The following is a 22,785-nucleotide window of genomic DNA, read 5'->3' on the forward strand; positions in this document are numbered from 1 at the left end:
AACAAATGAATTTAAGAATTTCAGAAACCGTCAAGCATTTACTGATCATTAATGTGGTCATGTTTATAGGAACCATGACGGTAGCCAATGGTGCTTTTTACGATTGGTTTGCTTTATATTTTCCCATTAACGATGCTTTTAGACCATGGCAAATCATTACTCACATGTTTATGCATGGAGGTTTGACCCATATTTTGTTTAATATGTTTGCTTTATGGATGTTTGGTACACCTGTAGAACAACGTTTAGGGTCCAAAAAGTTTTTATTTATTTACTTTTCAGCCGGATTGGGAGCAGCATTGTTTCAATTAGGATATTATTATTGGGATTATTTTCAAATGTTACAGCCGTTATTGGATGCTGGTCTTTCCAAAGAAGCTATCACCGATATTGTAAATTTTAATATCGTTAGTGGTAATCAATATAGTGGTGCATTATTAAAGGATCAATTGATACCTTATTTGAATGAGCATAGCTATTCGACAAGCATGGTTACACAAGAGACGTTTACCAATTTGTTTGAAGCCAATGTCATGATTAATAATGGGTCCATGGTGGGAGCTTCGGGATGTATCATGGGGATTTTAGCAGCCTTTGGAGTTTTATATCCAGAAGCTAAGTTGATGATGATCTTTTTGCCAATCCCAATTAAAGCCAAATATTTTATTCCAGGGATCATCTTATTGGACCTAATTTCAGCACTAACTGGACATTCGTTCTTTAGCCCAAGTAATACGGCTTATATGGCTCACGTGGGTGGAGCGTTGGTTGGCTTTTTCATTATGTGGTATTGGAGAAAGAATCAGTTTAATAATAATAGATGGGATCTATGACATCCTTAAATCAAGACATATCCAGTAAGTTAAAAAACCTTAACGGCCTAGAAAAATTGATTGCTGTTAATGTGGTCGTTTTTTTAATTGTAACCATTATAAGGGCACTAGTTGGTCGTTTTATGATTTTGGATTGGTTGGAATTGCCAAGTGATTTCTACAGTTTCCTTATCAAACCATGGACTTTAGTTACCTACTCTTTTTTACATTATGATTTCTTTCATATCCTATTCAACATGCTCTGGCTGTATTTTGTGGGTAAAATGTTCTTGACTCTTTTCAATGTCAAACTGGGAATGAACGTCTATTTTTTGGGGGCCATATCTGGAGGGTTGCTTTATCTGTTAGGATATAATGTGATACCTTCTTTTTTCTCTGGACCAAGCCGATTAGTTGGTGCTTCTGCAGCAGTAAGAGCCTTGCTGATTTTTATCTGTGCCTATTCGCCATTTATGGATGTTCGTATGTTTACCTTTAAAATCAAACTATGGCATATTGGAGTGGCCGTGGTTGCTATAGATATTCTTGGGCTTTTCGGAGTCAATTCAGGAGGGAATTTAGCTCATTTGGGAGGTGCGATTTTAGGGTATGGTTATGCCGTACAACTTCGTAAAGGCAATGATATAGGGAAGGGGTTTGAAAAAATGATGGACTCTCTGTCTAGTTTATTTTCAAAAAAGGAAAAGTCTCCCTTGCGAACCGTTCATAAAACCAGAGGAAGAAAGGAAAAAATGGCAGGATATTCAAAGGAGGAATTCAGTGAATTCAATACCCAAAAGAAAATCGATGTCATTTTGGATAAGATTAGTAAAAGTGGTTATGATAGTTTAACGAAGGAGGAAAAAGATTTTTTGTTTAGAGCAGGTAAATAATTAACTTTCCCCTTATGAAAGGACTCAAGTGGTTTGATAAACTTATCTATTTCTTAAATGCGCTTTTGGCCTTTGCTCTCTTACTATCTTACATACTTCCGTACCTGCCACCCAAAACATTCGCCATATTATCTGTATTGAGCCTAGGAGTTCCCTTATTGATAATGGTTAATGTGATTTTTTTATTTTATTGGTTGGTCAAGCTTAAAAAGCAGTTGCTTTTATCCCTCTTGGTCTTATTGGTTGGCTATTTCTTTTTGGGAGGTCTGTATAAAATATCTTCTGAAGAGGAAGTGACATCATCCGACTTGTCGGTCATGAATTATAATGTACGACTTTTCAATGTATATGAATGGATTCCCAGAAAAGGAGTGGAAAATGATATTGTCTCATTTATCAAGGATAAAAGCCCTGATATTTTGAGTATTCAGGAATACCATCCACACAAAAGTATCGATTTGTCTTTTTATAAATATAAGTTTGAAAATGTATCTGGACAACGTGTCAAATACGGCCAGGTTATTTTTTCGAAACATCCCATTATTAATTCGGGGTCTATTGAATTTCCAAACACCTTTAACAATGCAATTTATGCTGATGTGGTAAAGGGTAAAGATACCGTCAGGATATATAATTTACACTTACAATCCTTGGGGATAGATCCAAATATCGATCACCTTAAAAAGGAGGATTCTGAAAAATTATTTGGGCATGTAGGGAATACGTTCAAGATGCAACAGTCTCAAGCTGAATTATTTTTAAAGCACAAGGCTAGTTGTCCGTATAAAATGATTGTATGTGGCGATTTCAATAATACAGCTTTCTCCTATGTTTATAGAAATATTAAGGGAGATTTAAAGGATGCTTTTACAGAAGAAGGAAATGGTTTTGGACGAACCTATAATTTTAAATTTTTTCCCATTCGGATTGATTTTATCCTAAATGATCAATCCATTGAAGTAGAATCCTTTAAAACCTTTGATGAAAACTACTCAGACCATTACCCTATCATGGCTAGATTAAAATTGGGAGAGTAAACAATCCACGCCATCTGATAGCATATGGATGATTAAACCCAGCGCCACCAGTCTTGCTTTTTTGGGGATAAGCATAAGGAAATAAACAGCTATGGCCCAATACGTATGTAGGGGATGAAAATTAATACTACATCTATTGGGATCAAATATGGGAGTCGCCAATAGGTGATCCAAGTCAACCAAAAATGCAGCAATCATTATGAAATAGGCTTTGATCCAATGAGCTCTAAAACCAAAAAAAGCGACGAATAAAGGAATCAGAAAATGGCAACCGTAGTGAATGAAACCCTGCATTTAGAATGATATTCTTTGGGATTCCAAATAATTTAAACTGTTCGGACCTTCATTAAAAAGTAAATCTAAAATACTCAGGTTTTCAATAAATCCGTGTTTGCTTTCAAAGACTTGGGTGTAATGCTCCAAGGCATTTGAAAACTTGTGTTTGACATTTACCAGCAATCGAAAATCCAAAACGTCTATAGGAGATTTATCATAGGATTCTGTTTTCTGGAAGTCCAAATCCAATTGCAAACAATCACAAACAGTATCAATGCATTTAAAATTAAAATCCATTAGATTGTCTACTTTCTCAAAAAAAAGAGGTTTCAACTCATCCTCATAAAACTCAAAAAATGGAGATGTTTGATAGGCTGATTGCAAGGATTTCCAGTGGTTGAGCTGCCAGTTTTCTTGATCCATGACCATTTGAACTGACTTGTATTTTTTCCGTTCTTTTTGAGAATGCCAGACTGGAATGTTTAATAGCAAAGGCCCATTAGCAGCATAAATATATGTTCGGCTTCTTAAAGTTTGTTTTTCAAAATTATCCTCCATTTCCCAAAGAACCTTATCGGCTTGAACCATAGCTGCAAAATGCGCTATGGTTGGAAAATAGGTTGGATGTAAGAGAACCTTCATGTCTTAATAAAGGAATTAGTAGTACCTATGCCTGTTCCTTTTTTCTTTTTCTGAATTTGTTATATCCGTAACCTATAGCCATCAAAATTAGGAATGGAATGAAGTAGGAGGTTGGTTTGCCACTTCCATTTACGGTTGTAAACAAACGATCCCATCTTATTTTTTCTCCAATACCTTTACCATGTTGGTTATAACTCATCCAAATAAAGACGGGTTTACCAACTATATGATCCATGGGAACGTAACCCCAAGAACGAGCGTCTTGTGAATTATGACGGTTATCACCCATCATCCAGTAATAGTCTTGTTTAAATGTATAGGTCGAAGTTTGTTGTCCGTTTATAAAGATTTGATTGCCTTTAACCTGCAATTCATTGTTTTCATACTCAGTAATCAATCTTTTGTAAAGAGGCAAAACATCCGTGTTTAACTCAATAGTGGCACCAGCCTTAGGGATGTATAAAGGACCAAAGAAGTCATTATTCCAATTATAGGCTGGATCATGTGGGAACACACTGCCTTCACGCTCCCCTTTTTCACGCATCAAAGGTTCTATTTTGGCAACATTAGGGTGGTTCTTAAATTTCTCGACGGTTTCATTAGTGATACCAGGGAAATAACACACCGTGTAATTTTGATTGTAATGAGGGAAATCAGTGATGCCATATCGTTTAGACAGTTCGTAATTATCAAACGGGCCATTTTTAGTTTCTACTTTATAGGAGAATTGTAATTTGGCTCGGTCTGGTAATTCGTTCTTTTGTCCATTAATATATACATAACCGTTACGTACTTCTAAAGAATCTCCAGGAATACCTACACAGCGTTTTACGTAATTGGTTTCTTTGTCTATTGGTTTTTTATAGGCTCTGTTGGCAGGTTTGTACATGTTGTACAAAGTATCTACAGGCCAATTGAAAACAACTATATCATTGCGTTCTACGTTTTGAAATCCAGGTAATCGCAGATAAGGCAATTGAAACTTATTGATAAAGGATGTCTTTTCTTCTTTTGAATTATCGTTGTATAGATATGATTTTGTTCCTAAAACAGGTATGGTATCATGAACCATTGGAGCTGCAAGAGTAGTCATGGGAATACGAGCGCCATAGTGAAATTTGCTCACAAATAAGAAATCACCAACCAATAATGACTTCTCCAGAGAAGAAGTTGGAATGGTATAAGGTTGAATGAAATAGGTGTGAACAATGGTTGCGGCCACAATGGCAAATAAAATGGAGCTTACCCAATCTCCAGTTGCTGTTTTAGGATGTAAATCCCTATTTTCAATATAAGTTAGGTTGTCACCGGAATAATTGAGATAGTAATTATAAAAACCGAGACTTAAAATGGCTAGCCATGTATCTGTAGTAGAGCTTTTTCCAAAACTTCTGGCAGTTTCTACCCAAATTACAGGGAACATGATCAAGTTTACTATGGGAAGAAATAGAAGAATGGTCCACCACCAAGGTCTGTTGATGATTTTCATTAAAATGACAGCGTTGTACACAGGGATAAATGCTTCCCAAGCTTCCCTACCTGCTTTTTGATATAATTTCCAGGTTCCTAATCCATGAATTACTTGAATGATTAGGATAAAAATAAACCACTGTACAAGAGTCATAATTATTTTCTTTTATTTTTTGGTTAGTGCAAGAACTGTTAAAATTGTTACTTTTCCAAGAGAAGTTAACCAATATTTAACACATCTTTCATGGTGAAAACACCTTTTTTGCCAACCAACCATTCAGCCGCAATAACTGCTCCTAGAGCAAAGCCATCTCTGCTATGTGCTGTGTGGGTCATTTCGATGGTGTCTGTTTTACTGCTATATGTAACCGTATGTGTACCGGGCACATTTTCGATTCTTTTGGCTGTAATTGGAACAGCATTTGGTGCTTCTTGATCCAATACCCACTCTGAGTAATTTTGGTGTTCCTTGATGATGCCTTCGGCAAGAGAAATTGCTGTTCCACTAGGGGCATCCAATTTTTGAGTGTGATGAATTTCTTCCATGGATACTTTATACTCATCAAGAGGTCCCATCAATCTGGCTAATGTTCTATTAAGTTCAAAGAAGATGTTCACGCCCAAGCTAAAATTGGAAGCATAAATAAATCCGCCATTTTCTTCTTCGCAAAGTGCCACGGCTTTATCATAGTTATGAAGCCACCCTGTAGTTCCCGAAACCACGGGTACACCGTGCTTTAAACAATTGGCGATATTAAAAAAGGCTGCATTAGGAACGCTAAAATCTATGGCGACATCTGCTTGAGTGATATCATACCCACCTTCTTCCGAAGTGGCTATAACTATCGAGTGTCCTCTTTGTTTGGCAATGGCTTCAATTGCTTTTCCCATTCTGCCATATCCTAGAAGCGCTATTTTCATAATCTAAAATTTAAAATTTAAAGTGAGGCCCACGTCTCCTTTGTTGTTCAAATCATTAATCTTATAGTGGGGCCTTACAGTCAATGCATCATCCACATTAAACTGCATAAGGTGAGCATTTACATTGGCTTCTATGATATTTAAAACATAGAAACCTAAAGTAACCAGCAAGGAAATTTCCTTATTTCGTCTTAGTGTTTTTTGGGCTCTTACCAGGCCATCATCGGTTACTACTCCATAAAATTCATCGGTAGTATAACCTGCTAGTCTGCTTTTATAGGCATCCCTATAACGGTCATATTCTCTATCGTTATCAAAATAGAAATAAAGACCACCGCCAATGAAAGCATACACAATAGGGATTTTCCAATATTTTTTATTGTAAGCTTGTCCTAAACCAGGTAAGATGGCTGAATAGAATGCTGCTTTGGAAGGCGCTAAAGGGTCAATAGGCTTTTTGTCCATTGCCGCTTGCTCCACCACTAAATCATCCGTGTCAATATAAGATTTGGATTTTCGTACGTTTTGCTGTTCTTCTGTTTTTTCCTCATCGTTTTCTTGAGAAAAACAAACTGGAATAACAGAGAAACAAAACAGAATTGTTATTATAAATAGCCTACTTGTCACGTTTTACAAGTTTCATGATACGGTTAAAGTCTTCTTCGGAATGAAAGGGGATGGTAATATTTCCTTTTCCTTTATTAGATACCTTAACGCTAATTTTATGACCAAAGTATTCTGAGAATTCCTTAATTCCTTTCTTAATATATTTCGGAATTTCTTTTTCAATAGGTTCCTTCTCGGGAGTATCTGAATGAAAGTTTCTTACCAAAGCTTCAGTTTCTCTAACCGATAGTTTTTTGGTAATAATTTTCTCATATAAATCCAATTGATCTGTCTGATCTTCAATGTTGATTAAAGCTCTCCCGTGTCCCATACTGATGAAACCATCGCGCATCCCAGTTTGGATGATTGGGTCCAATTTCAACAATCTGAGGTAATTGGCTATGGTAGAACGTTTTTTTCCCACACGATCACTCATTTGTTCTTGGGTCAAATTGATTTCGTCAATCAATCTTTGGTAAGAAAGAGCTATCTCTATAGGATCTAAATCTTGACGTTGAATGTTTTCAACAAGCGCCATTTCCAATGATTCTTGGTCATTGGCAATTCGGATGTAAGCTGGAATAGATTCCAGACCTAATAATTTAGAAGCGCGAAAACGGCGCTCTCCAGATACCAACTGGTATTTGTTGAAGTCTAGTTTTCTTACTGTTATGGGTTGAATAACACCTAATTCTCTAATGGAAGATGCAAGTTCTTTTAGAGATTCTTCGTTAAAATTTGTTCTAGGTTGAAAAGGATTGAGGTCTATGGCATTCATATCCAATTCCACAATATTTCCTATAACCTGATCAGCATTTTTATCTTTTGCAGAAGAAATGTCGTTATCAGGATCTTTTAATAAGGCTGATAACCCTCTACCTAAAGCTTGTTTCTTCGTTGCCTTCGCCATAAATTAGGAGTTTTTGGTAATGATTTCTTTCGCCAAACTTAAGTAATTTGAAGCACCTTTACTGGCTGCATCATAATTTATAATGCTTTCACCATAACTTGGGGCCTCACTCAAGCGTACATTTCGTTGAATAATGGTTTGAAAAACCATGTCGTTAAAATGCTTTTGTACTTCCTCAACTACTTGGTTTGAAAGTCTTAACCTGGCATCGTACATGGTCAATAGTAAACCTTCAATATCCAACTTTTGGTTGTGGATTTTTTGAACGCTTTTAATTGTGTTTAATAGCTTACCTAAACCTTCCAATGCAAAATATTCACATTGAATTGGAATAATTACAGAGTCGGCCGCAGTTAAAGCGTTCAACGTTAAAAGCCCTAAAGAAGGTGCGCAATCAATTAATATAAAATCATAATCATTTTTGATGTCTGCCAAAGCCTTTTTTAGCATGTATTCTCTTTCATCCTTATCAATTAACTCGATCTCTATAGCCACAAGATCGATATGTGCTGGAACGACATCTAAATTGGGAGTGTCTGTATTAATAATAGCTTCCTTTACATGGTTGGTATGCTCTAAAAGTTGATAGGTTCCAATTTCTACGGATTCAACATCAATACCTAAACCTGAAGTGGCATTGGCTTGAGGGTCTGCATCGATAAGAAGCACTTTCTTTTCTAAAACTCCTAGTGAAGCAGCTAAATTAACTGAGGTAGTGGTCTTTCCAACACCTCCCTTTTGGTTAGCAATAGCTATAATTTTGCCCATTAAACGATTTGGTTTTAATAGCGTAAAAATACAATTATTTATCAGTTTAGAAAACGTAAGTTGTTAACAGTATCTTAATTGATAAGGGCCTTATTTTAAGGCAATATTAACAGTGCTTTGTGGGAACTTTTGTATTAAGTTGTATCTTTAGTCCACTATTTAAATCACAATTTATGAATCAATTTTATCATCAATCTAAAATGATGCTGGCCAGTTTATTGTTTTTGGCCGTCTCATTTACTACACAGGCCCAATTAAAGCAAACGGCGAGCGTAGAAGGTATCACAGAGTATCAACTTGACAACGGACTTAAAGTCTTATTATTTCCCGATAACTCTTCACAAACCATTACGGTTAACATTACCTACAAAGTAGGTTCAAGACATGAGGGTTATGGAGAAAAAGGAATGGCTCACCTTTTGGAGCATATGTTATTTAAAGGATCTACAAATCATACTGATATACCTCAGGAATTAACAACTAGAGGATCTCGTCCTAATGGTACCACATGGTATGATAGAACCAATTATTATGAAACTTTTAATGCTACTGAAGATAATTTAGAATGGGCTTTAGATTTAGAATCTGACAGAATGGTCAATTCTTTTATTGCACAAAAAGATTTGGAATCAGAATTTAGTGTGGTAAGAAATGAGTTTGAAAGTGGGGAGAATTCGCCTTCAGGTGTATTGATGGACAAGGTAATCGATGCTGCTTATTTATGGCATAACTACGGTAGTTCAACAATTGGAAACAAATCTGATATTGAGCGTGTACCTATTGAAAACTTACAAGCATTTTATAAAAAGTATTACAGACCAGATAACGCCATCTTAATGGTTACTGGTAAATTTGACAAGGATAAAACTTTAAAACTGATTGAAGATAAGTTTGCTGGAATAAAAAATCCGGCAGAACCAGTAAGAAAATCTTATACAGTAGAACCAGCTCAAGATGGTGAGAAATATGTGACCCTAAGTAGAGTAGGGGATTTACAGATTGTTTCTGCGCTTTATCACACCCCAGCAGGTTCTCATGAAGATTATGCTGCTATTGCCATAGCAGAACAGATTTTATCTGATAATCCATCTGGGCGTTTGTATAAGGCTTTAGTAGATGGAAAAAAAGCATCAGGAATTTGGTCTTTTAGTCCGTTTACCCATGACCCAGGTTTTATTTATTTTAATGTTAATGTACCATCAGATAAGTCTTTGGATGAAGCTGAAAGTACATTATTGACTGTTTTGGATGATTTCTCCCAAAAACCTGTGAGTCAGGAAGAATTAAATAGAGCTAAGGCCAATCTTTTAAAGCAAATTGACCAAATAAGCAGAAACTCTTCTTATTTAGGAACTTATATGAGTGAATTTATTGGTGCAGGAGATTGGAGGTTAGCGTTTATTCACAGAGATCGTATTGAAACGATGACTGTTGAAAAAGTAAATGCAGCAATTCAAAGATATTTTATTAAAACCAATAGAACGGTAGGGAAGTTTATCCCAACAAAAACACCGGTAAGAGTAGAGATAGAACATACCGAAGGTTTGGAAGACCTAGTTGCTACTTACAAAGGAAGGGAAGGATTTGATGCTGGAGAGGCTTTTGACCCTTCTTATGACAATATCAACCAACGTTTGGTACAAGGTACTTTGAGTAACGGTATTGAGTATGGATTCATTAAAAAGAACAACCGCGGGAATACCGTTAATCTTTCTTTTGTTTTGAGAACAGGAAACCTTGATCAACTTATGAATACAGGTGTTGTTGATGGCTATACTGCCAGAATGTTAGACAAAGGAACCACGTCTAAATCAAGACAACAAATTGAAGATAAGTTAAGTGAGTTGAAATCCTCAATTAGATTTCAAGGATCTAATGGCAGACTTTATGCCCGAATAAGTTCTACTGAAGAAAACCTAAAACCAACTTTGGATTTAATGGTGGATATGTTGAAGAACCCTGCTTTTAACCAAGAAGAATTGGATAAGCTTAAAACTCAGGATTTGGCTAGTATAGAATCTAGTAAGACTGAGCCAACATTCTTGGCAGGGATGAAATTAAGACAGATTAATCAGCAGTATCCAAAAGGACATCCAATGTATGCTATGTCTCTTGAGGAGAATATCGAGGCTATTAATGATGTCACCATTGAAAAGATTAAGAAGTATTACAACACCTTCTACGGATTATCAGATTGGTCTAGTGTAGTAGCAATAGGTAATTTGGATGAAGCATTCTTGAAGACTTATTTTGTAGAGCAATTCAAAGATTTTAAATCGGGATTGAAATACAAAAGAGTTGCCGACAAATATTTCGAAAACAAAGCGGTAACTGACGAAATCTTAACGCCAGATAAGAAAAATGCCTTTACTGTTGGAGCCTTAACTTTTGAGGCGAGTCAATATGACGAGGACTTTGCGGCATTGGAAATGGCTGGAGCTATTTTTGGTGGTGGTTTCTTAAACTCTAGAATCGCTACGAGATTGCGTCAACAAGACGGTGTAAGTTATGGAGCAGGAGGTAGTGTTAATGTAGATGGCAATAAGGATGATAAATCGTCTTCTATATTTGTTTATGCTATTTATGCACCTGAGAATGAAGCTAAGGTAAAACTTGGATTTGAAGAGGAAGTTGCCAGATTTATCAATGAAGGTATTACCGAAGAGGAATTGAAGAATGCCAAAGAAGGTTGGATTCAAAATGAGAGTGTCTCTAGAGCGAAAGATAATGAGTTACTAAACACCATCAGTAACAATATGTATTATGACAGAGACATGAATTTCCAAAAAGACATTGAAGAGAAGGTTAAAAAATTAACCGTGAAGGATGTTAATAAGGCGATCAAGAAATACTTCAAGACATTTGATCAGTGGACTGTAGTTTATGCTGGAGATTTCGAAAAAGCCGATATCAAAAAGGAAGAAGAAAAAGTGGATTAATATATTTTGATACCATTTGAAATAAAAAAGCCCATCTCTTGAGATGGGCTTTTTTATTTAAGTCGTTCAAGACTTATTTTTCTGATTGGGAAGATTGAATCCTTTCCGCATTTTTAAGTTGTGTAGGGTTTACTTTGGGTTCGTTTTCATTAACCGGTTTTTCAGTTACCTGAGTAGGATCTACATCAAATAATTTGGAGTAATACCAATCTAAAGCAACAAAGGTGGCTAAATATCTATCTTTTGGAGCTCTTCTGATTTTTGTTCTTAATGGAGCGGCAATTAGTGGCGCTCTCATACTGTTCGTTGCAACCAGGGCTTTAAAAGTAGTTTGGAAATCTTTATCTGAAAAATTGTTGCTTACGCATTCAAAGATAGGTGCTTGGTAATTCACCGAGTGGTCTTCGTTAAATAATCCAGCTTCGGCTTTAAGGGCTTCAAACACTTCCATAGAATGTGGTGAAACAGCAGCTTGATAATCCATTCTTCTATTGTTTACATTAGCAAGAAAGGAGCTGTATGCTTTGGGTAAATTATTGGTTGACTGATTGAAATATTTTTTAATGTCTTCCTCAAAACTCAATACAGCCTCTTCAAATAACTTGGTGTTTGTATTAGGACAGTTTATGCTGGAACCATCTTGGGCAAATTTATAATCAAGCGTTGGTTTGGTTTCCGTTTTACAACCAAACAGGCTTATTCCTAAGGCGATAACAAATACTTTAATCATCGTTTGTTTCATAATGTAATTTTTATTCGGTTTTTAATCTATTTTGTTCTTGGGGGTCAGAAATTCTTTTTTCAATAATGGGTTCTAAAAGGGTTTTTCGAGGAGCCATTTTTAAGAAGGGATATAGCTCCAGTTGGTCGGTCATTTGGTCCTGAGGGTTGATGTATTTATTGGTTCCCACCAACACCAATTCCTTATTGTCAAACTGTTCCAGTTCCTTTTGGGAACTTTCCTTAATTTTTTTCTGGATAACGCCATCTTTAAGCTGCGTTAAAAAGCCGCCTCCGGCCTCAATATCCTTAAAAATGTCCAAGGCTTTTTGAGCCAATTGGTTGGTGAGGGTCTCTATGTAGTAGGCTCCTTCTGTAGGATTGACGACTTTATCGAGATAGCTTTCATGTTTAAGCACTAACAATTGGTTTAAGGATATGCGTTCTCCAAAATCATTTACCCTTTTAAATACAGTATCATAAGCCAAGTTGTTGATGGTATTGGCACCGCCTAAAATAGCACTCATGCATTCTGTTGTGGTGCGCAGCATGTTGGCATTATAATCAAATAGCGTTTTGTTTCTTTTTGTGGGTTGTGCAAAAATATGGCAAGAGCTGTTTGCTTGATATTCTTTTGATAGACATTCCCAGAGCAGCCTCATGGCCTTCAGTTTGGCAATCTCAAAAAAGTAATTGGAACTAATGGTCATTTTAAAGGAGAATTCCAGTTCCTTCATTTCTTTTTCCGTGCTGTTTGAAGTCAAATGGTCTAAATAGGCATTGGCATGTGATAAGGCGTAAGCCAATTGCTGGGTTATATTGGCTCCAGCATTTTGATACAAAGCAGCATCAATACTTATTTGTTTGGTGTTTTTGATAATTGCTTCAAACTTTTGGTGGTCATCCTTTAAGTTTGTGAACCAATTACCGCTCCTGGCCAAATTCCCAATGATGTCGGTTTCTAAGTTTGAATTGGGATGGGTTTTTTTGACCTCTGCTACCAATTCAGGATTAAGAAATTGAAATTCAAAATAAAGAAGCGTTTCCTTAGGAATACCTTCAAGCAGTCCCTTAATGTCGATATCCTTTTGAGGAAGGATAAATTTGATCGTATCTGCTCCCTGTCTAAGAAGCGCTATGGCATGCTGGTTAGATTTTTCAACGTCTGCTACAAAGATGGTTTCACATATTTGCCATCGTGTGCAATCCACTGATTTTTCGATGGGCAGATTTTCAATATCCTCTGAAACATAAAAAGGTTTGACGTCAATACCTTCATTGGAATGCCATATTAAAAGGTCATTATAGTCGGCACCTTTTAAGTCAAACTGTAACTTTTGCTTCCATTGTTTTGAAGAAATATTGGGGAATTCGTCAAAAAGTGATTTACTCATCATGTTTTGTTTTTACAAGGCTGTCCTGGTATTCAATGATGTAAATTTCTTCGTTTTCCCGTTTCATATAGTAGGTTTCCCTAGCCAGTTTTTCAACACCTTCTTCAGTGCTTAGCTCCTTAATAGCCTTTTTGTCTTTATTGATTTCATTTTGATAGTATTCCTTTTCGTTTTCAAGTTCATTAATATCTGAATTCAGCTCGTAGTGAATCAAAAACGAATTGGCATCGAAGAAAATCATCCAAACCGCAAAGACAACAAGTATCAAAACAAAAATGTTTCTAAAGGGTTTCAGGTATTTGTTATTTTTAATGCCCATATCAAATAAGACGTTCGTTAATGATAGTTTTCACAATATCAACGGCTACTGTATTGTATTTGTTATTAGGAATAATAATGTCTGCATATTCTTTTGAGGGCTCTATAAATTGCTGATGCATGGGCTTCAGGGTACGTTGATACCTAGTGAGCACTTCGTCAATGTCTCTGCCTCTTTCTGAAATATCCCTTTTTAACCTCCTTATCAAGCGTTCATCACTATCGGCATGAACAAATATTTTGATGTCAAACATGCTCCTTAATTCAGGATTGGTTAGTATCAAAATGCCCTCTACAATCATCACCTTTCTTGGGTGGGTCACTATGGTATCTCCTGTTCTGTTATGTTTGACAAAAGAATAGACGGGTTGCTCTATGGTCTCTCCTTTTTTTAATTCTTTTAAATGCTCTTCCAGCAATTCAAAGTCTATAGACCTTGGGTGGTCAAAATTGATGGCGGTTCGTTCTTCAAAAGTCAAGTGGGAGGTCTCCTTGTAATAAGAATCTTGAGTGATGATTCCAACCTCACCTTCTGGCAGTTCTTCTAGAATTTGGTTGACTACAGTGGTTTTACCACAGCCTGTTCCTCCAGCAATACCTATAATTAACATGAATGGTGCATTTAAATAAGTAACACAAATTTAAATATTTGGAACAAATGTCACCGTTCAATTTTGGAAACTTGTTTAGGAGTTATTAACGTCTCATTGGTATTGCCCCAAGAATTGGTTACATAATTAAGGATATCTGCCACTTCTTCATCCGAAAGGCCAAGAGGTGTCATGACGCTGTTATAGGTTTGTCCGTTGACGGTGATTTCTCCTTGCTGGCCATATTTAACCACATGTATGGCTCGGTGAATGTCTTCCATCAGGAAATCAGATTTTGCTAGGGGAGGAAACACGTTTTTTACACCCTGTCCTTCCTGCATGTGGCAACTGATGCAATAGACGCCATAAAGTTGCTTTCCCTTTTCCATGCTGGCCTTTAAGTTTTTCTCTGATTTACTTCCTTGATTTGAATTGTTGCAACCAACCATGAAGATGGAGGTCAATAGAATTGCTTTAAAAAAATGTCGCATAGGTTAACGCTGGAGCTTAATAATTCCTAATCCTTCTATGCCAGCATAGATGTAGCCATCTGGGTCTTGTTCTAGAGAACGAACTCGTCCTATGCCTTCTAGAAGTTTCTTTTCTTTTACCACGGAATTTCCGTCTAAAAAGCAAAGTGCAAGATACTGAAATTTCAGGGAACCGACTAACAGATTTCCTTTCCAATTGCCATATTTATCACTGGTTATAAAAACCATACCGCTAGGGGCAATGGAGGGGTCCCAATAATGAATGGGCGGTTCTATGTCGGGCAGGGTGGTGTACGGCGTTAATTGAGAGCCGTTGTAGTTTTTTCCGAAACTTGCTTTAGGCCAGCCGTAGTTCTTTCCGGGTTTGATGATGTTTATTTCATCACCTCCCATGGGGCCATGTTCATGGATCCAGATGTCTTGGGTGACCGGATTGCGTTTCATTCCCTGCGGATTTCTATGGCCGTAGGTGTAGATGGCTTTTTTGGCATTTGATTGGTTGCTAAAGGGGTTGTCATCAGGGATGATGCCATCGTCTTTGAGACGGTATGTTTTACCACCATCCCTAGTGATATCTTGCGGGTTTACGTCTCTATTGCCACGTTCGCCTATACTGAAATAGACATAGCCTTGGTCGTCAAATTCTATCCTGGAACCAAAATGCCTGCCGTCTGTGGAATTGGGTTGTGCCTTATATAGTAATTGTTTGTCTACCAATTGGTCGTTTTTTATACGGGCCCTCATGAGGGCTGTATGACCTCCTTTTTTATCTCCTGCTGGGGAGGCGTAAGTAAAATAGAGCCAACCGTTTTGGGCATAATTGGGATGAAGTTGCAGGTCTAGTAAGCCCCCTTGACCTTTTACGTAGATTTCTGGAAGGCCTGTGATTTCGGTTTTTTTACCGTTGATGAAATGAACGAGTTTGCCTTCTTTTTCGGTGTAAAGGATGGAATTGTCTGGGAGAAATTGAAAGCCCCAGGGGATGTGGAGATCTGGAACGATGAGCTCATAGGACAACTCTTGGCTGCTTTGATTAGCTGCTAAGGTTTTCTCTTTTTTCTGTTGGCAAGAACCTGTAAGTAAGGCGCCTAACAACAGTGGGATAACCATTTTTTTTATCATAGTTCTGGGATTTCTATAAAATTAAAAATAATATTGTTTGAAATTCGAGAAATAACAATATCTTTGCAGTCCAAAATTCGGGGTGTAGCGTAGCCCGGTTATCGCGCCACGTTTGGGACGTGGAGGCCGCAGGTTCGAATCCTGCCACCCCGACAGAAAGCTGAACAGAAATGTTCGGCTTTTTTTGTGCTTTTTATTTGGTTTATGGAAGTTCCTAGTTTGTGTAGGAAATTTATTTATTTTTGAAGGCGTATACATAAACTAATTAAACACCTTAGAGCGTTTAACGCCTGTTGTAACACATTATGAGAAGAGCCCTAATACTATTAATTATTGTACTGACATCAAATTTAACTGAAGCACAATTTATTAAAGAAAAATCGATAAATGCGCAAATTGGATATGGCTTAAGTGCCCCAAATAATAGTGTTGATAATATCGTGAACGATGGATTTTTTGCCCAAGGGGAACTAGTGTTGAAAGTAACTTCTTGGTTCCAATTAAGACCTTATGCAGGTTTTATTTTTACAAACTCTGATGGAAAAGATCTAGATGATAATCCAACCGACGAAAAAGCGGAAACAAAGGCATTTTTGCTTGGTGGAAAAGCAAGAGTACGGGCGCCAATTCCATGGGTAGCACCTTACTTTGAAATTGGGATAGGTTCCTCGATTGGAAAATTTGAAACATTTACGGCTTTCGACAATATTGACAAGGGCGGCATTATTTATCACATACCGATTGCAATCGGTTTGGCATTAGGAAAAAATAATAATGTTGATGTAGCAATTTCCTACAATATTCAGCCGTCTGTAGAGCAGTACGTTGGTGCATTCGCGGTTGGACTAACATTTCCGCTGAATAAAAAATAATCTGGTACAATACAGTATTTGAAAAATTACTTTTGATTTTTATAGTGAAAGTTTGCACTTCGTGCTTGAGTTATAAAAGAAAATACTTGGAGACAAAAGCGCCTACTTTTTCATTTATTAACTGTTGTGGCTCAATTAATAAAAACATTTTGAATTTAAACAAAGCCCTTTTTTTGCCGATTTTATTTTTGCTGTTAAACTGCAATCAGAAACAGCAACGAACTGAAAAAAACTCAATTCTGAATCTGAATTGAAAACTTGGTCGGAATCGGAAACTCCAAATTATAAGAAGGATGTTTCTGAATTTGCTATGAATTTTTTACCGAAAGGAGCAACTTCTTTGGACTCAATTCCCGGAAACATCATTAAAGGATTTAGAGAATTAAGAACTATTGACAAAAGTGCTTACAAAAAATATGTGACTTTGGTTTTTACCAAACTTTATGCTGAGCATTTACTATGTTGTCATCAATCCTATGTCATTGAACATTTCCCCAAGGACAAATCGGAATATGATTTTCACAAGCTAACTATGGTAAATGAGTTTGCTTTTATGGCAAATTATCTGGACAATGAAAAATTACCTGAAATTTGGACTTCAGGAATTATTGAAAAATGGTTGGCTGAAAATCCAGAGTTGTTGGAATTTGAACCAATTAAAAAATATAATCAATCTATCAAAACAATTTCTTAAAAGATTAAGAATGGTGATTATTGGGACAATTAAAAAGAACATACTATGCGACCACAAAGACCATAGTTCATTGAATCTAATTTTTCTCACAAGAACTTCTTACAATTTTGCTACCTTAGTTTTTTACTATTAGCGATACAATATGAGATTAACATTGATTTTTATTCTGTTTGCTTATTGGGGTTTCGCCCAAGAAAAACCAATTGTTTTTTACAATGAAAGTGGGGAGAAAGTAAATAGACAGAAATTCATAGAGGCTAAAGATTATAGTAAAAATTTAGACTTATATTTTGAAAATGATACAACTCAAATAGGTTTGTTGGTAACAAGAGAAAAATTCGGTCAGCTCGATGAAAGTACATTTGAGAATCTCAAATCATACTTGACAGAATTGACGGACAAACCAATTGACTCAACTCAAAATATTGTTATAAATTATTTAACTGCATTTCCGAAAAAAGCTGATAACACCAAATCAAGTTCCACCTGGAATGTTTTAGATAAGGACTATTTAAAAAAACTTCATAAAATTGGTGATATAAATCAATTTTGGATAAATTCACCTGAATCTGACAATCTTGAATATTACCATCAAAATAAAATTAATTGGATAGCAGATAAAGAGAGTTTATTTGAAAAATTATTTTTTCCTTACGAAATAAGATATGGAAATTTTATTCTGATTAAACCAGACGGAAAGTTTTATTATTATCTAGGAGAGCATAGTAAATATGAAATTTGGGAAAAATCGAAAAAGTATTTTAATTAAAAAACGATTTGCCAAAACCGTATAAAATTAATTGCTTCTTATTTTGGTTTGCCCGTTCAATGCACTCGTGCCACACATCGAAAACGATAATATAACTATTGGCAATATTGTGAAAGCACCTCACTAAAATTTACAAGATGAACATTATACTGAATATATTTTGTAACATTAAATAAAAATACCACACTAATTTATTTAATGATTAAGGACATTATATTTCAGATAAAATCCTCTTTTTATCAAATAAAATTCAACCGAAAAAAAGAGTTAAATAAAAGGCTTAAGGATTCATTCGGAAAACTGAAAGATGATTCCTTTGACTTTGACAGTATTCAAAAATACTTTAGAAGGAATGACAACTCAAAAGCTTATCAGGTATTATCAGACAAAACCTGTAGCGATTTGGATTTTGATGATTTGTTTATTTTTCTTGATCGAACCAATTCTAAAGTTGGGCAACAATACTTTTACAATAATCTACGGACAATAAAAGTAAATAAAAGGCAGACTAAGCTAAACGAAGAAATAATTACTGAATTTTCAGAAAATCGTGAATTAAGAATTTCAGTTCAAAAAAAGCTTGAAACACTAAAACATAAAGATGCGTATTATATATCCTCCTTATTTCAAGAAGAGCAACTTAATCCACCAAAATGGTTTATTGTTATAAAACTATTGTCCTTTGCTAGTTTAGTCTCACTTGTTTTAGCTTTTTTTAATCCAATATTTTTCATAGTTCTATTATGTGTTTTTTGCGTGAATTTTGTAGTTCATTATTGGAATAAAAATAATTTAGCCCAATACGTAGGTTCAATTCCACAGCTTTTAAGACTTAACAGCGTTGCATCTCATTTATTTGCCCACTCATTATTTAAGAAATTAAATCCTGACTTACCAAAGTCAATTAAACTGATCAATGGAGTTAAAAATAGAATGTCTTTTTTCTCACTCGAAGCTAAACTACAGGGAGAATTTGAAATCATAGCTTGGTTTATATTTGAGATTTTTAAAACAATGTTTTTGATTGAGCCTTTATTGTTATTTGGTTTCTTAAAAAGGTTGGATTCAAAAAGAGGTGAAATAGAAAGCATTTTTAAATTTGTTGGACATATTGATATGTTAATTTCCTTAGCTTCTTTAAGAAACGGAATTGAAACATTTTGCTTGCCAATTATTAATGATGAGGATAAAATTCTTGCTAAGGATATAAGTCATCCATTAATTTTTAATTGCACTACAAACAGTATTGACATAACTGAAAAATCCATATTACTTACAGGTTCAAATATGTCTGGAAAAACTTCTTTTATACGTGGCATTGGGCTGAATGTAATAACCGGACTTACCATTAATACCTGTTTTGCAAAATCAATGACTTTTCCTTTGCTAAAAGTGTTTTCGGCTATTCGAATAAGTGATGATTTGATGAACGACAAAAGTTATTATTTTGAAGAAGTATTAACCATCAAGGAGATGCTTAAAGAGAGTGAAAATGGAAATAAAAACCTCTTTCTTTTGGATGAAATATTTAAGGGGACAAATACCGTAGAGCGAATTTCTGCAGGGAAATCTGTTTTGTCTGCTTTAATAAAGAATAGCAATAAGGTTTTGGTTTCAACCCATGATATAGAATTAACCGATATGCTATCCGATGAATACGAATTATTTCATTTTAGTGAAACAGTAAATGATAACAACATAGGTTTTGATTACAAATTAAAGGAAGGGAAACTGAAGAAAAGAAATGCCATTAGAATACTTGAAATTAATGGATATCCCAAAGAGGTAGTGAAAGGAGCAATGGAGATAGCCAAAGAATTAGACAAAACATATTTAGCAAAATACACTACTGAGCATAAGGTAGATAAAGAATAACAATTTTGTGCTTAACCTATATGAGTTGCTTGTTTTGCTCACTTTGATTATTTTGCTCACGGAAAATTCTTGGACACAAAACCACGCCTTCTTTTTACAAACCATTGTAGCCAATTCATGATCGACAGTTACGAGATAGAAAAACCTGCTTCTGATTTAAACTTTTTAACAATCGGAATTAAATATATTGTATTGTTCCTGGTTTTCTTTTTAGCAGGTTGGATCGCCATTCCATTATTTGTTTCTAAAGGAAGACCAACTAGAGTGAATTCTACTTTTGAACTTTTATTTGAAAATCCATTGTTGTCGAGTCTCTTAATTTCTGTTGGAGTTATAACTTCGTTTATCTATCGGACTAGAAAAAAATACAAATTCGGAGAAGTTTTTAAAATGGAATTTAATGACTTTGATCGTAAACTGGAAATTAAAACTGTTAACCTAGCAAATGGTCAGGAAAAAGATAATTCATATGATTATAAAAATTTAAGTTACGATTTACAAAAGACGGAAGATTCTCTTTTTGGAAAACAAAGGATTTTAAAAATAAAAAATCATGGCAAAACTGTTCACGAAATAAATTTAGACCGAACAGCTTGGTGCAGAAATGAAAGGATCGACAAACTGATTGAAAGAATAAAAACTGGGCATAACACGGAATCATAAACAGCACTTTGGCAACCTCTGGGTTATTTCTATTTACAAATTGTCTTTTTTATTTCTAAAAAAATCCAATATCATATTCATGACACAACTTCAAGATCATTTAGGGGTTGTTAAGGTTTTAGGATTTCGTTTGAAATATTCCTAATTCTCTGGGATAGTTGTGTATTCTTATTGGGGTTCCACTTATATGTGGTAATTTTGTATAAATCATTGAAAAATAATTTATTATGAGTCGAGTAAAGGAAGACGATACGGTAAAAGTACATTACACTGGAAAGCTAAAGAACGGTCAAGTTTTTGATACGTCTCTTCAAAGAGAGCCTCTAGAGTTTACTTTGGGCCAAGGAATGTTGATTCCTGGGTTTGAAAATGCCGTGGTAGGAATGGAAGTGAATGAAAAGAAAACTACAGAAATCCCGATGGAACAAGCCTACGGAGATATTAATAAAGAATTGTTCCACAGAGTAGAAAGGAATCAATTGCCTCAAGACATAACACCAGAATTAGGGATGGGATTAACTTCTCGTTCTGAGGATGGGAGAGAGCACCAATTTAAAATCGTTGATGTAAAAGATGATCACATCATAGTTGATGGGAACCACCCATTGGCTGGACAAGATCTTACTTTTGAGTTAGAGCTTGTAGAAATTTTATAAGTTACAAAGAGCCCGTAATTCACGGCAAAAAATATAGAAAACCACAGTCTAAACTGTGGTTTTTTGTTTTAATTCCATCGTGTACTTTCAATAATCCCTTTAGGACCTAGCTAACTTAAAAAATCACTAATTTTATAAATACTAAGTGACAACCCTTTAAATCATATTTAAGGTTAAGGCTATAACATACGGAATAAAAGTAATGACACTAGAAGAATTAGGATATACTTTAGAATTTGAAAATTATAGAAAGGAACAAAATCTTGATTCTTTTGGAGTGGGACGTGTTATCTCAGAGCACAAGGAAAGATACGTTGTAAAAACCAGTGACAAAGAATATGATGGTGAAATAATTGGGAACTTGCGTTTTACAGCCCAAAGCAGGTCTGATTTTCCTGCTGTGGGTGATTGGGTTGCGATTTCTGAATATGATGAAAATAAGGTCCTTATTCATTCTGTTTTCCCAAGGAAAACGATTATTGAACGGCAAGCCGTAGGAAAACAAGGGGAGAAACAAATTATAGCGACTAATATCGATTATGCCTTTATTGTTCAGGCTGTTGATAGGGATTTTAATATCAACCGAATTGAAAGGTATTTGACCATTTGCAATACATCTAACGTAAAGCCAATTATTATTCTCAATAAAATTGATTTGATAAATGAAGGCGCTTTATTAAAGCTGATAACAACTGTTCAAGAAAGGATAAAACAAGTATCCGTATTCCCCATAAGCAATACGTCACGGCAAGGATTTGAAAAACTGATAAAGCGTATAGAAAGGGGAAGTACCTATTGTTTGTTAGGCTCATCGGGAGTAGGGAAATCAACCCTTTTGAATAGCCTTTTGGGGAAGCAATTGATGAAAACCAATACCATTAGTGCAAGCACAAGCAAAGGACGACACATTACAACGCACCGTGAATTATTGGTGCTCGAAAATGGCGGCATTCTTATTGACAATCCGGGAATGAGAGAAGTAGGAATTGCAGATGCTACCGATGGATTAGAATTGACATTTGAAGCTATAATTGAATTGTCCAAAGATTGTAAATTTAAAGATTGTACCCATACGTCTGAAGTGGGTTGTGCCGTTTTGAAAGCAGTTGAAAGTCATGGTATAGATAAATCGTCCTACGAAAACTTCTTGAAAATGGAACGTGAAAAGGAGCACTTTGAGTCAACAGTTGCTGAAAAACGCAAGAAGGACAAGGATTTTGGGAAAATGATAAAGAATTATAAAAAGCGAAATAAGCACAACAATATTTAAAAGTAATTGTTTATCCTCGTCTAATTCTGAAAACCCGTGGTATTTTTGATGTTCATCAATTTTTGAAATTGAAGCTT

24 protein-coding genes and 1 tRNA gene are annotated in these 22,785 nt (G+C 35.5%); 12 read left to right on the plus strand and 13 right to left on the minus strand.

Annotated features, from left to right (window positions below):
• Positions 1-5: 5 nt before the first annotated feature.
• The 3 genes from LOK78_RS11040 to LOK78_RS11050 are packed head-to-tail and all read left to right on the plus strand — an operon-like array spanning position 6 to position 2,742.
• A complete protein-coding gene (locus LOK78_RS11040; protein WP_232634937.1) occupies positions 6-833 on the plus strand; it encodes a rhomboid family intramembrane serine protease in 828 nt (275 codons plus the stop codon).
• Positions 821-1,705, plus strand: a complete 885-nt coding sequence (locus LOK78_RS11045) for a rhomboid family intramembrane serine protease (RefSeq protein WP_336246333.1) — start codon at positions 821-823, stop codon at positions 1,703-1,705. Before LOK78_RS11040 ends, LOK78_RS11045 begins: the two co-directional genes overlap by 13 nt.
• Positions 1,706-1,719: 14 nt before the next feature.
• Positions 1,720-2,742, plus strand: coding sequence for an endonuclease/exonuclease/phosphatase family protein (locus LOK78_RS11050; RefSeq protein WP_232634938.1), 1,023 nt, complete (start codon positions 1,720-1,722; stop codon positions 2,740-2,742).
• On the opposite strand, the gene LOK78_RS11055 is transcribed toward LOK78_RS11050, so the two are convergent.
• The 7 genes from LOK78_RS11055 to LOK78_RS11085 all read right to left on the minus strand — a co-directional run bounded on the left by LOK78_RS11055 (position 2,725) and on the right by LOK78_RS11085 (position 8,335).
• Positions 2,725-3,036 carry a DUF6122 family protein gene (locus tag LOK78_RS11055; RefSeq protein ID WP_232634939.1) on the minus strand — a complete coding sequence of 104 codons (312 nt, stop codon included), beginning with the start codon at positions 3,034-3,036 and terminating at the stop codon, positions 2,725-2,727. The genes LOK78_RS11050 and LOK78_RS11055 overlap by 18 nt on opposite strands.
• On the minus strand, positions 3,037-3,660 hold the full coding sequence (locus tag LOK78_RS11060; protein ID WP_232634940.1) for a WbqC family protein: 624 nt from the start codon (positions 3,658-3,660) through the stop codon (positions 3,037-3,039).
• Positions 3,661-3,685: 25 nt separating this feature from the next.
• Positions 3,686-5,284 (minus strand): signal peptidase I, encoded by a 1,599-nt coding sequence (gene lepB, locus LOK78_RS11065; RefSeq protein ID WP_232634941.1) that lies wholly within the window; start codon positions 5,282-5,284, stop codon positions 3,686-3,688.
• Positions 5,285-5,349: 65 nt separating this feature from the next.
• On the minus strand, positions 5,350-6,051 hold the full coding sequence (gene dapB / locus LOK78_RS11070; protein ID WP_232634942.1) for a 4-hydroxy-tetrahydrodipicolinate reductase: 702 nt from the start codon (positions 6,049-6,051) through the stop codon (positions 5,350-5,352).
• Between the two features lie 3 nt (positions 6,052-6,054).
• The gene (locus LOK78_RS11075) at positions 6,055-6,678 is read right to left on the minus strand and encodes a DUF5683 domain-containing protein (protein WP_232634943.1); all 624 of its coding nucleotides are present in this window, start codon (positions 6,676-6,678) and stop codon (positions 6,055-6,057) included.
• On the minus strand, positions 6,668-7,567 hold the full coding sequence (locus LOK78_RS11080) for a ParB/RepB/Spo0J family partition protein (RefSeq protein WP_053971653.1): 900 nt from the start codon (positions 7,565-7,567) through the stop codon (positions 6,668-6,670). Before LOK78_RS11080 ends, LOK78_RS11075 begins: the two co-directional genes overlap by 11 nt.
• Positions 7,568-7,570: 3 nt before the next feature.
• Complete coding sequence (locus tag LOK78_RS11085; protein ID WP_053971654.1) at positions 7,571-8,335, minus strand: ParA family protein; 765 nt, start codon at positions 8,333-8,335, stop codon at positions 7,571-7,573.
• 173 nt (positions 8,336-8,508) lie between these two features.
• Between LOK78_RS11085 and LOK78_RS11090 the strand changes: the two genes are divergently transcribed.
• A complete protein-coding gene (locus LOK78_RS11090; protein ID WP_232394958.1) occupies positions 8,509-11,274 on the plus strand; it encodes a M16 family metallopeptidase in 2,766 nt (921 codons plus the stop codon).
• A gap of 73 nt (positions 11,275-11,347) precedes the next feature.
• On the opposite strand, the gene LOK78_RS11095 is transcribed toward LOK78_RS11090, so the two are convergent.
• From LOK78_RS11095 to LOK78_RS11120, 6 genes are read right to left on the minus strand one after another with little or no spacing between them, the layout of a single operon-like run.
• Positions 11,348-12,016 carry a hypothetical protein gene (locus tag LOK78_RS11095; RefSeq protein WP_232634944.1) on the minus strand — a complete coding sequence of 223 codons (669 nt, stop codon included), beginning with the start codon at positions 12,014-12,016 and terminating at the stop codon, positions 11,348-11,350.
• Between the two features lie 10 nt (positions 12,017-12,026).
• The gene (locus LOK78_RS11100; RefSeq protein ID WP_336246334.1) at positions 12,027-13,391 is read right to left on the minus strand and encodes a methylmalonyl-CoA mutase subunit beta; all 1,365 of its coding nucleotides are present in this window, start codon (positions 13,389-13,391) and stop codon (positions 12,027-12,029) included.
• A complete protein-coding gene (locus tag LOK78_RS11105) occupies positions 13,381-13,707 on the minus strand; it encodes an FtsB family cell division protein (protein ID WP_053971658.1) in 327 nt (108 codons plus the stop codon). The genes LOK78_RS11100 and LOK78_RS11105 overlap by 11 nt, the downstream gene beginning before the upstream one ends.
• A 1-nt stretch (position 13,708) precedes the next feature.
• Positions 13,709-14,317: a uridine kinase gene (gene udk / locus LOK78_RS11110; RefSeq protein WP_053971659.1), complete on the minus strand. Its 609-nt coding sequence runs from the start codon at positions 14,315-14,317 to the stop codon at positions 13,709-13,711.
• Positions 14,318-14,367: 50 nt separating this feature from the next.
• Entirely contained in the window at positions 14,368-14,787 is a 420-nt protein-coding gene (locus LOK78_RS11115; RefSeq protein ID WP_232634945.1) for a c-type cytochrome, read from the minus strand.
• Between the two features lie 3 nt (positions 14,788-14,790).
• Positions 14,791-15,906, minus strand: coding sequence for a PQQ-dependent sugar dehydrogenase (locus LOK78_RS11120; RefSeq protein WP_370465571.1), 1,116 nt, complete (start codon positions 15,904-15,906; stop codon positions 14,791-14,793).
• Positions 15,907-15,987: 81 nt separating this feature from the next.
• Here LOK78_RS11120 and LOK78_RS11125 point away from each other — a divergent pair.
• The 8 genes from LOK78_RS11125 to rsgA all read left to right on the plus strand — a co-directional run bounded on the left by LOK78_RS11125 (position 15,988) and on the right by rsgA (position 22,708).
• A tRNA-Pro gene (locus LOK78_RS11125) sits at positions 15,988-16,062 on the plus strand.
• 152 nt (positions 16,063-16,214) lie between these two features.
• Positions 16,215-16,781, plus strand: a complete 567-nt coding sequence (locus tag LOK78_RS11130) for a hypothetical protein (protein WP_232394954.1) — start codon at positions 16,215-16,217, stop codon at positions 16,779-16,781.
• Between the two features lie 250 nt (positions 16,782-17,031).
• Positions 17,032-17,475 carry a hypothetical protein gene (locus LOK78_RS11135; RefSeq protein ID WP_232634947.1) on the plus strand — a complete coding sequence of 148 codons (444 nt, stop codon included), beginning with the start codon at positions 17,032-17,034 and terminating at the stop codon, positions 17,473-17,475.
• A 142-nt stretch (positions 17,476-17,617) separates the two neighbouring features.
• Complete coding sequence (locus LOK78_RS11140) at positions 17,618-18,244, plus strand: hypothetical protein (RefSeq protein WP_232634948.1); 627 nt, start codon at positions 17,618-17,620, stop codon at positions 18,242-18,244.
• A gap of 198 nt (positions 18,245-18,442) precedes the next feature.
• The gene (locus LOK78_RS11145; protein ID WP_232634949.1) at positions 18,443-20,119 is read left to right on the plus strand and encodes a MutS-related protein; all 1,677 of its coding nucleotides are present in this window, start codon (positions 18,443-18,445) and stop codon (positions 20,117-20,119) included.
• A gap of 117 nt (positions 20,120-20,236) precedes the next feature.
• Positions 20,237-20,782 (plus strand): hypothetical protein, encoded by a 546-nt coding sequence (locus LOK78_RS11150; RefSeq protein ID WP_232634950.1) that lies wholly within the window; start codon positions 20,237-20,239, stop codon positions 20,780-20,782.
• A 227-nt stretch (positions 20,783-21,009) separates the two neighbouring features.
• Positions 21,010-21,438: an FKBP-type peptidyl-prolyl cis-trans isomerase gene (locus LOK78_RS11155; protein ID WP_232634951.1), complete on the plus strand. Its 429-nt coding sequence runs from the start codon at positions 21,010-21,012 to the stop codon at positions 21,436-21,438.
• Between the two features lie 202 nt (positions 21,439-21,640).
• The gene (gene rsgA / locus LOK78_RS11160; RefSeq protein WP_232634952.1) at positions 21,641-22,708 is read left to right on the plus strand and encodes a ribosome small subunit-dependent GTPase A; all 1,068 of its coding nucleotides are present in this window, start codon (positions 21,641-21,643) and stop codon (positions 22,706-22,708) included.
• Positions 22,709-22,785: the final 77 nt, after the last annotated feature.

The sequence above is a fragment of the Mangrovimonas futianensis genome (assembly GCF_021245805.1).
In the GTDB taxonomy this organism is placed as follows: domain Bacteria; phylum Bacteroidota; class Bacteroidia; order Flavobacteriales; family Flavobacteriaceae; genus Mangrovimonas; species Mangrovimonas futianensis.

Bases quoted from the DNA above. Each gene is read 5' to 3' on its own strand.
- LOK78_RS11040 (WP_232634937.1), top strand. From the start codon at position 6: ATGAATTTAAGAATTTCAGAAACCGTCAAGCATTTACTGATCATTAAT.
- LOK78_RS11045 (WP_336246333.1), top strand. From the start codon at position 821: ATGGGATCTATGACATCCTTAAATCAAGACATATCCAGTAAGTTAAAA.
- LOK78_RS11050 (WP_232634938.1), top strand. From the start codon at position 1,720: ATGAAAGGACTCAAGTGGTTTGATAAACTTATCTATTTCTTAAATGCG.
- LOK78_RS11055 (WP_232634939.1), bottom strand. From the start codon at position 3,036: ATGCAGGGTTTCATTCACTACGGTTGCCATTTTCTGATTCCTTTATTC.
- LOK78_RS11060 (WP_232634940.1), bottom strand. From the start codon at position 3,660: ATGAAGGTTCTCTTACATCCAACCTATTTTCCAACCATAGCGCATTTT.
- lepB (WP_232634941.1), bottom strand. From the start codon at position 5,284: ATGACTCTTGTACAGTGGTTTATTTTTATCCTAATCATTCAAGTAATT.
- dapB (WP_232634942.1), bottom strand. From the start codon at position 6,051: ATGAAAATAGCGCTTCTAGGATATGGCAGAATGGGAAAAGCAATTGAA.
- LOK78_RS11080 (WP_053971653.1), bottom strand. From the start codon at position 7,567: ATGGCGAAGGCAACGAAGAAACAAGCTTTAGGTAGAGGGTTATCAGCC.
- LOK78_RS11085 (WP_053971654.1), bottom strand. From the start codon at position 8,335: ATGGGCAAAATTATAGCTATTGCTAACCAAAAGGGAGGTGTTGGAAAG.
- LOK78_RS11090 (WP_232394958.1), top strand. From the start codon at position 8,509: ATGAATCAATTTTATCATCAATCTAAAATGATGCTGGCCAGTTTATTG.
- LOK78_RS11095 (WP_232634944.1), bottom strand. From the start codon at position 12,016: ATGAAACAAACGATGATTAAAGTATTTGTTATCGCCTTAGGAATAAGC.
- LOK78_RS11100 (WP_336246334.1), bottom strand. From the start codon at position 13,391: ATGATGAGTAAATCACTTTTTGACGAATTCCCCAATATTTCTTCAAAA.
- LOK78_RS11105 (WP_053971658.1), bottom strand. From the start codon at position 13,707: ATGGGCATTAAAAATAACAAATACCTGAAACCCTTTAGAAACATTTTT.
- udk (WP_053971659.1), bottom strand. From the start codon at position 14,317: ATGTTAATTATAGGTATTGCTGGAGGAACAGGCTGTGGTAAAACCACT.
- LOK78_RS11115 (WP_232634945.1), bottom strand. From the start codon at position 14,787: ATGCGACATTTTTTTAAAGCAATTCTATTGACCTCCATCTTCATGGTT.
- LOK78_RS11130 (WP_232394954.1), top strand. From the start codon at position 16,215: ATGAGAAGAGCCCTAATACTATTAATTATTGTACTGACATCAAATTTA.
- LOK78_RS11140 (WP_232634948.1), top strand. From the start codon at position 17,618: ATGAGATTAACATTGATTTTTATTCTGTTTGCTTATTGGGGTTTCGCC.
- LOK78_RS11145 (WP_232634949.1), top strand. From the start codon at position 18,443: ATGATTAAGGACATTATATTTCAGATAAAATCCTCTTTTTATCAAATA.
- LOK78_RS11150 (WP_232634950.1), top strand. From the start codon at position 20,237: ATGATCGACAGTTACGAGATAGAAAAACCTGCTTCTGATTTAAACTTT.
- LOK78_RS11155 (WP_232634951.1), top strand. From the start codon at position 21,010: ATGAGTCGAGTAAAGGAAGACGATACGGTAAAAGTACATTACACTGGA.
- rsgA (WP_232634952.1), top strand. From the start codon at position 21,641: ATGACACTAGAAGAATTAGGATATACTTTAGAATTTGAAAATTATAGA.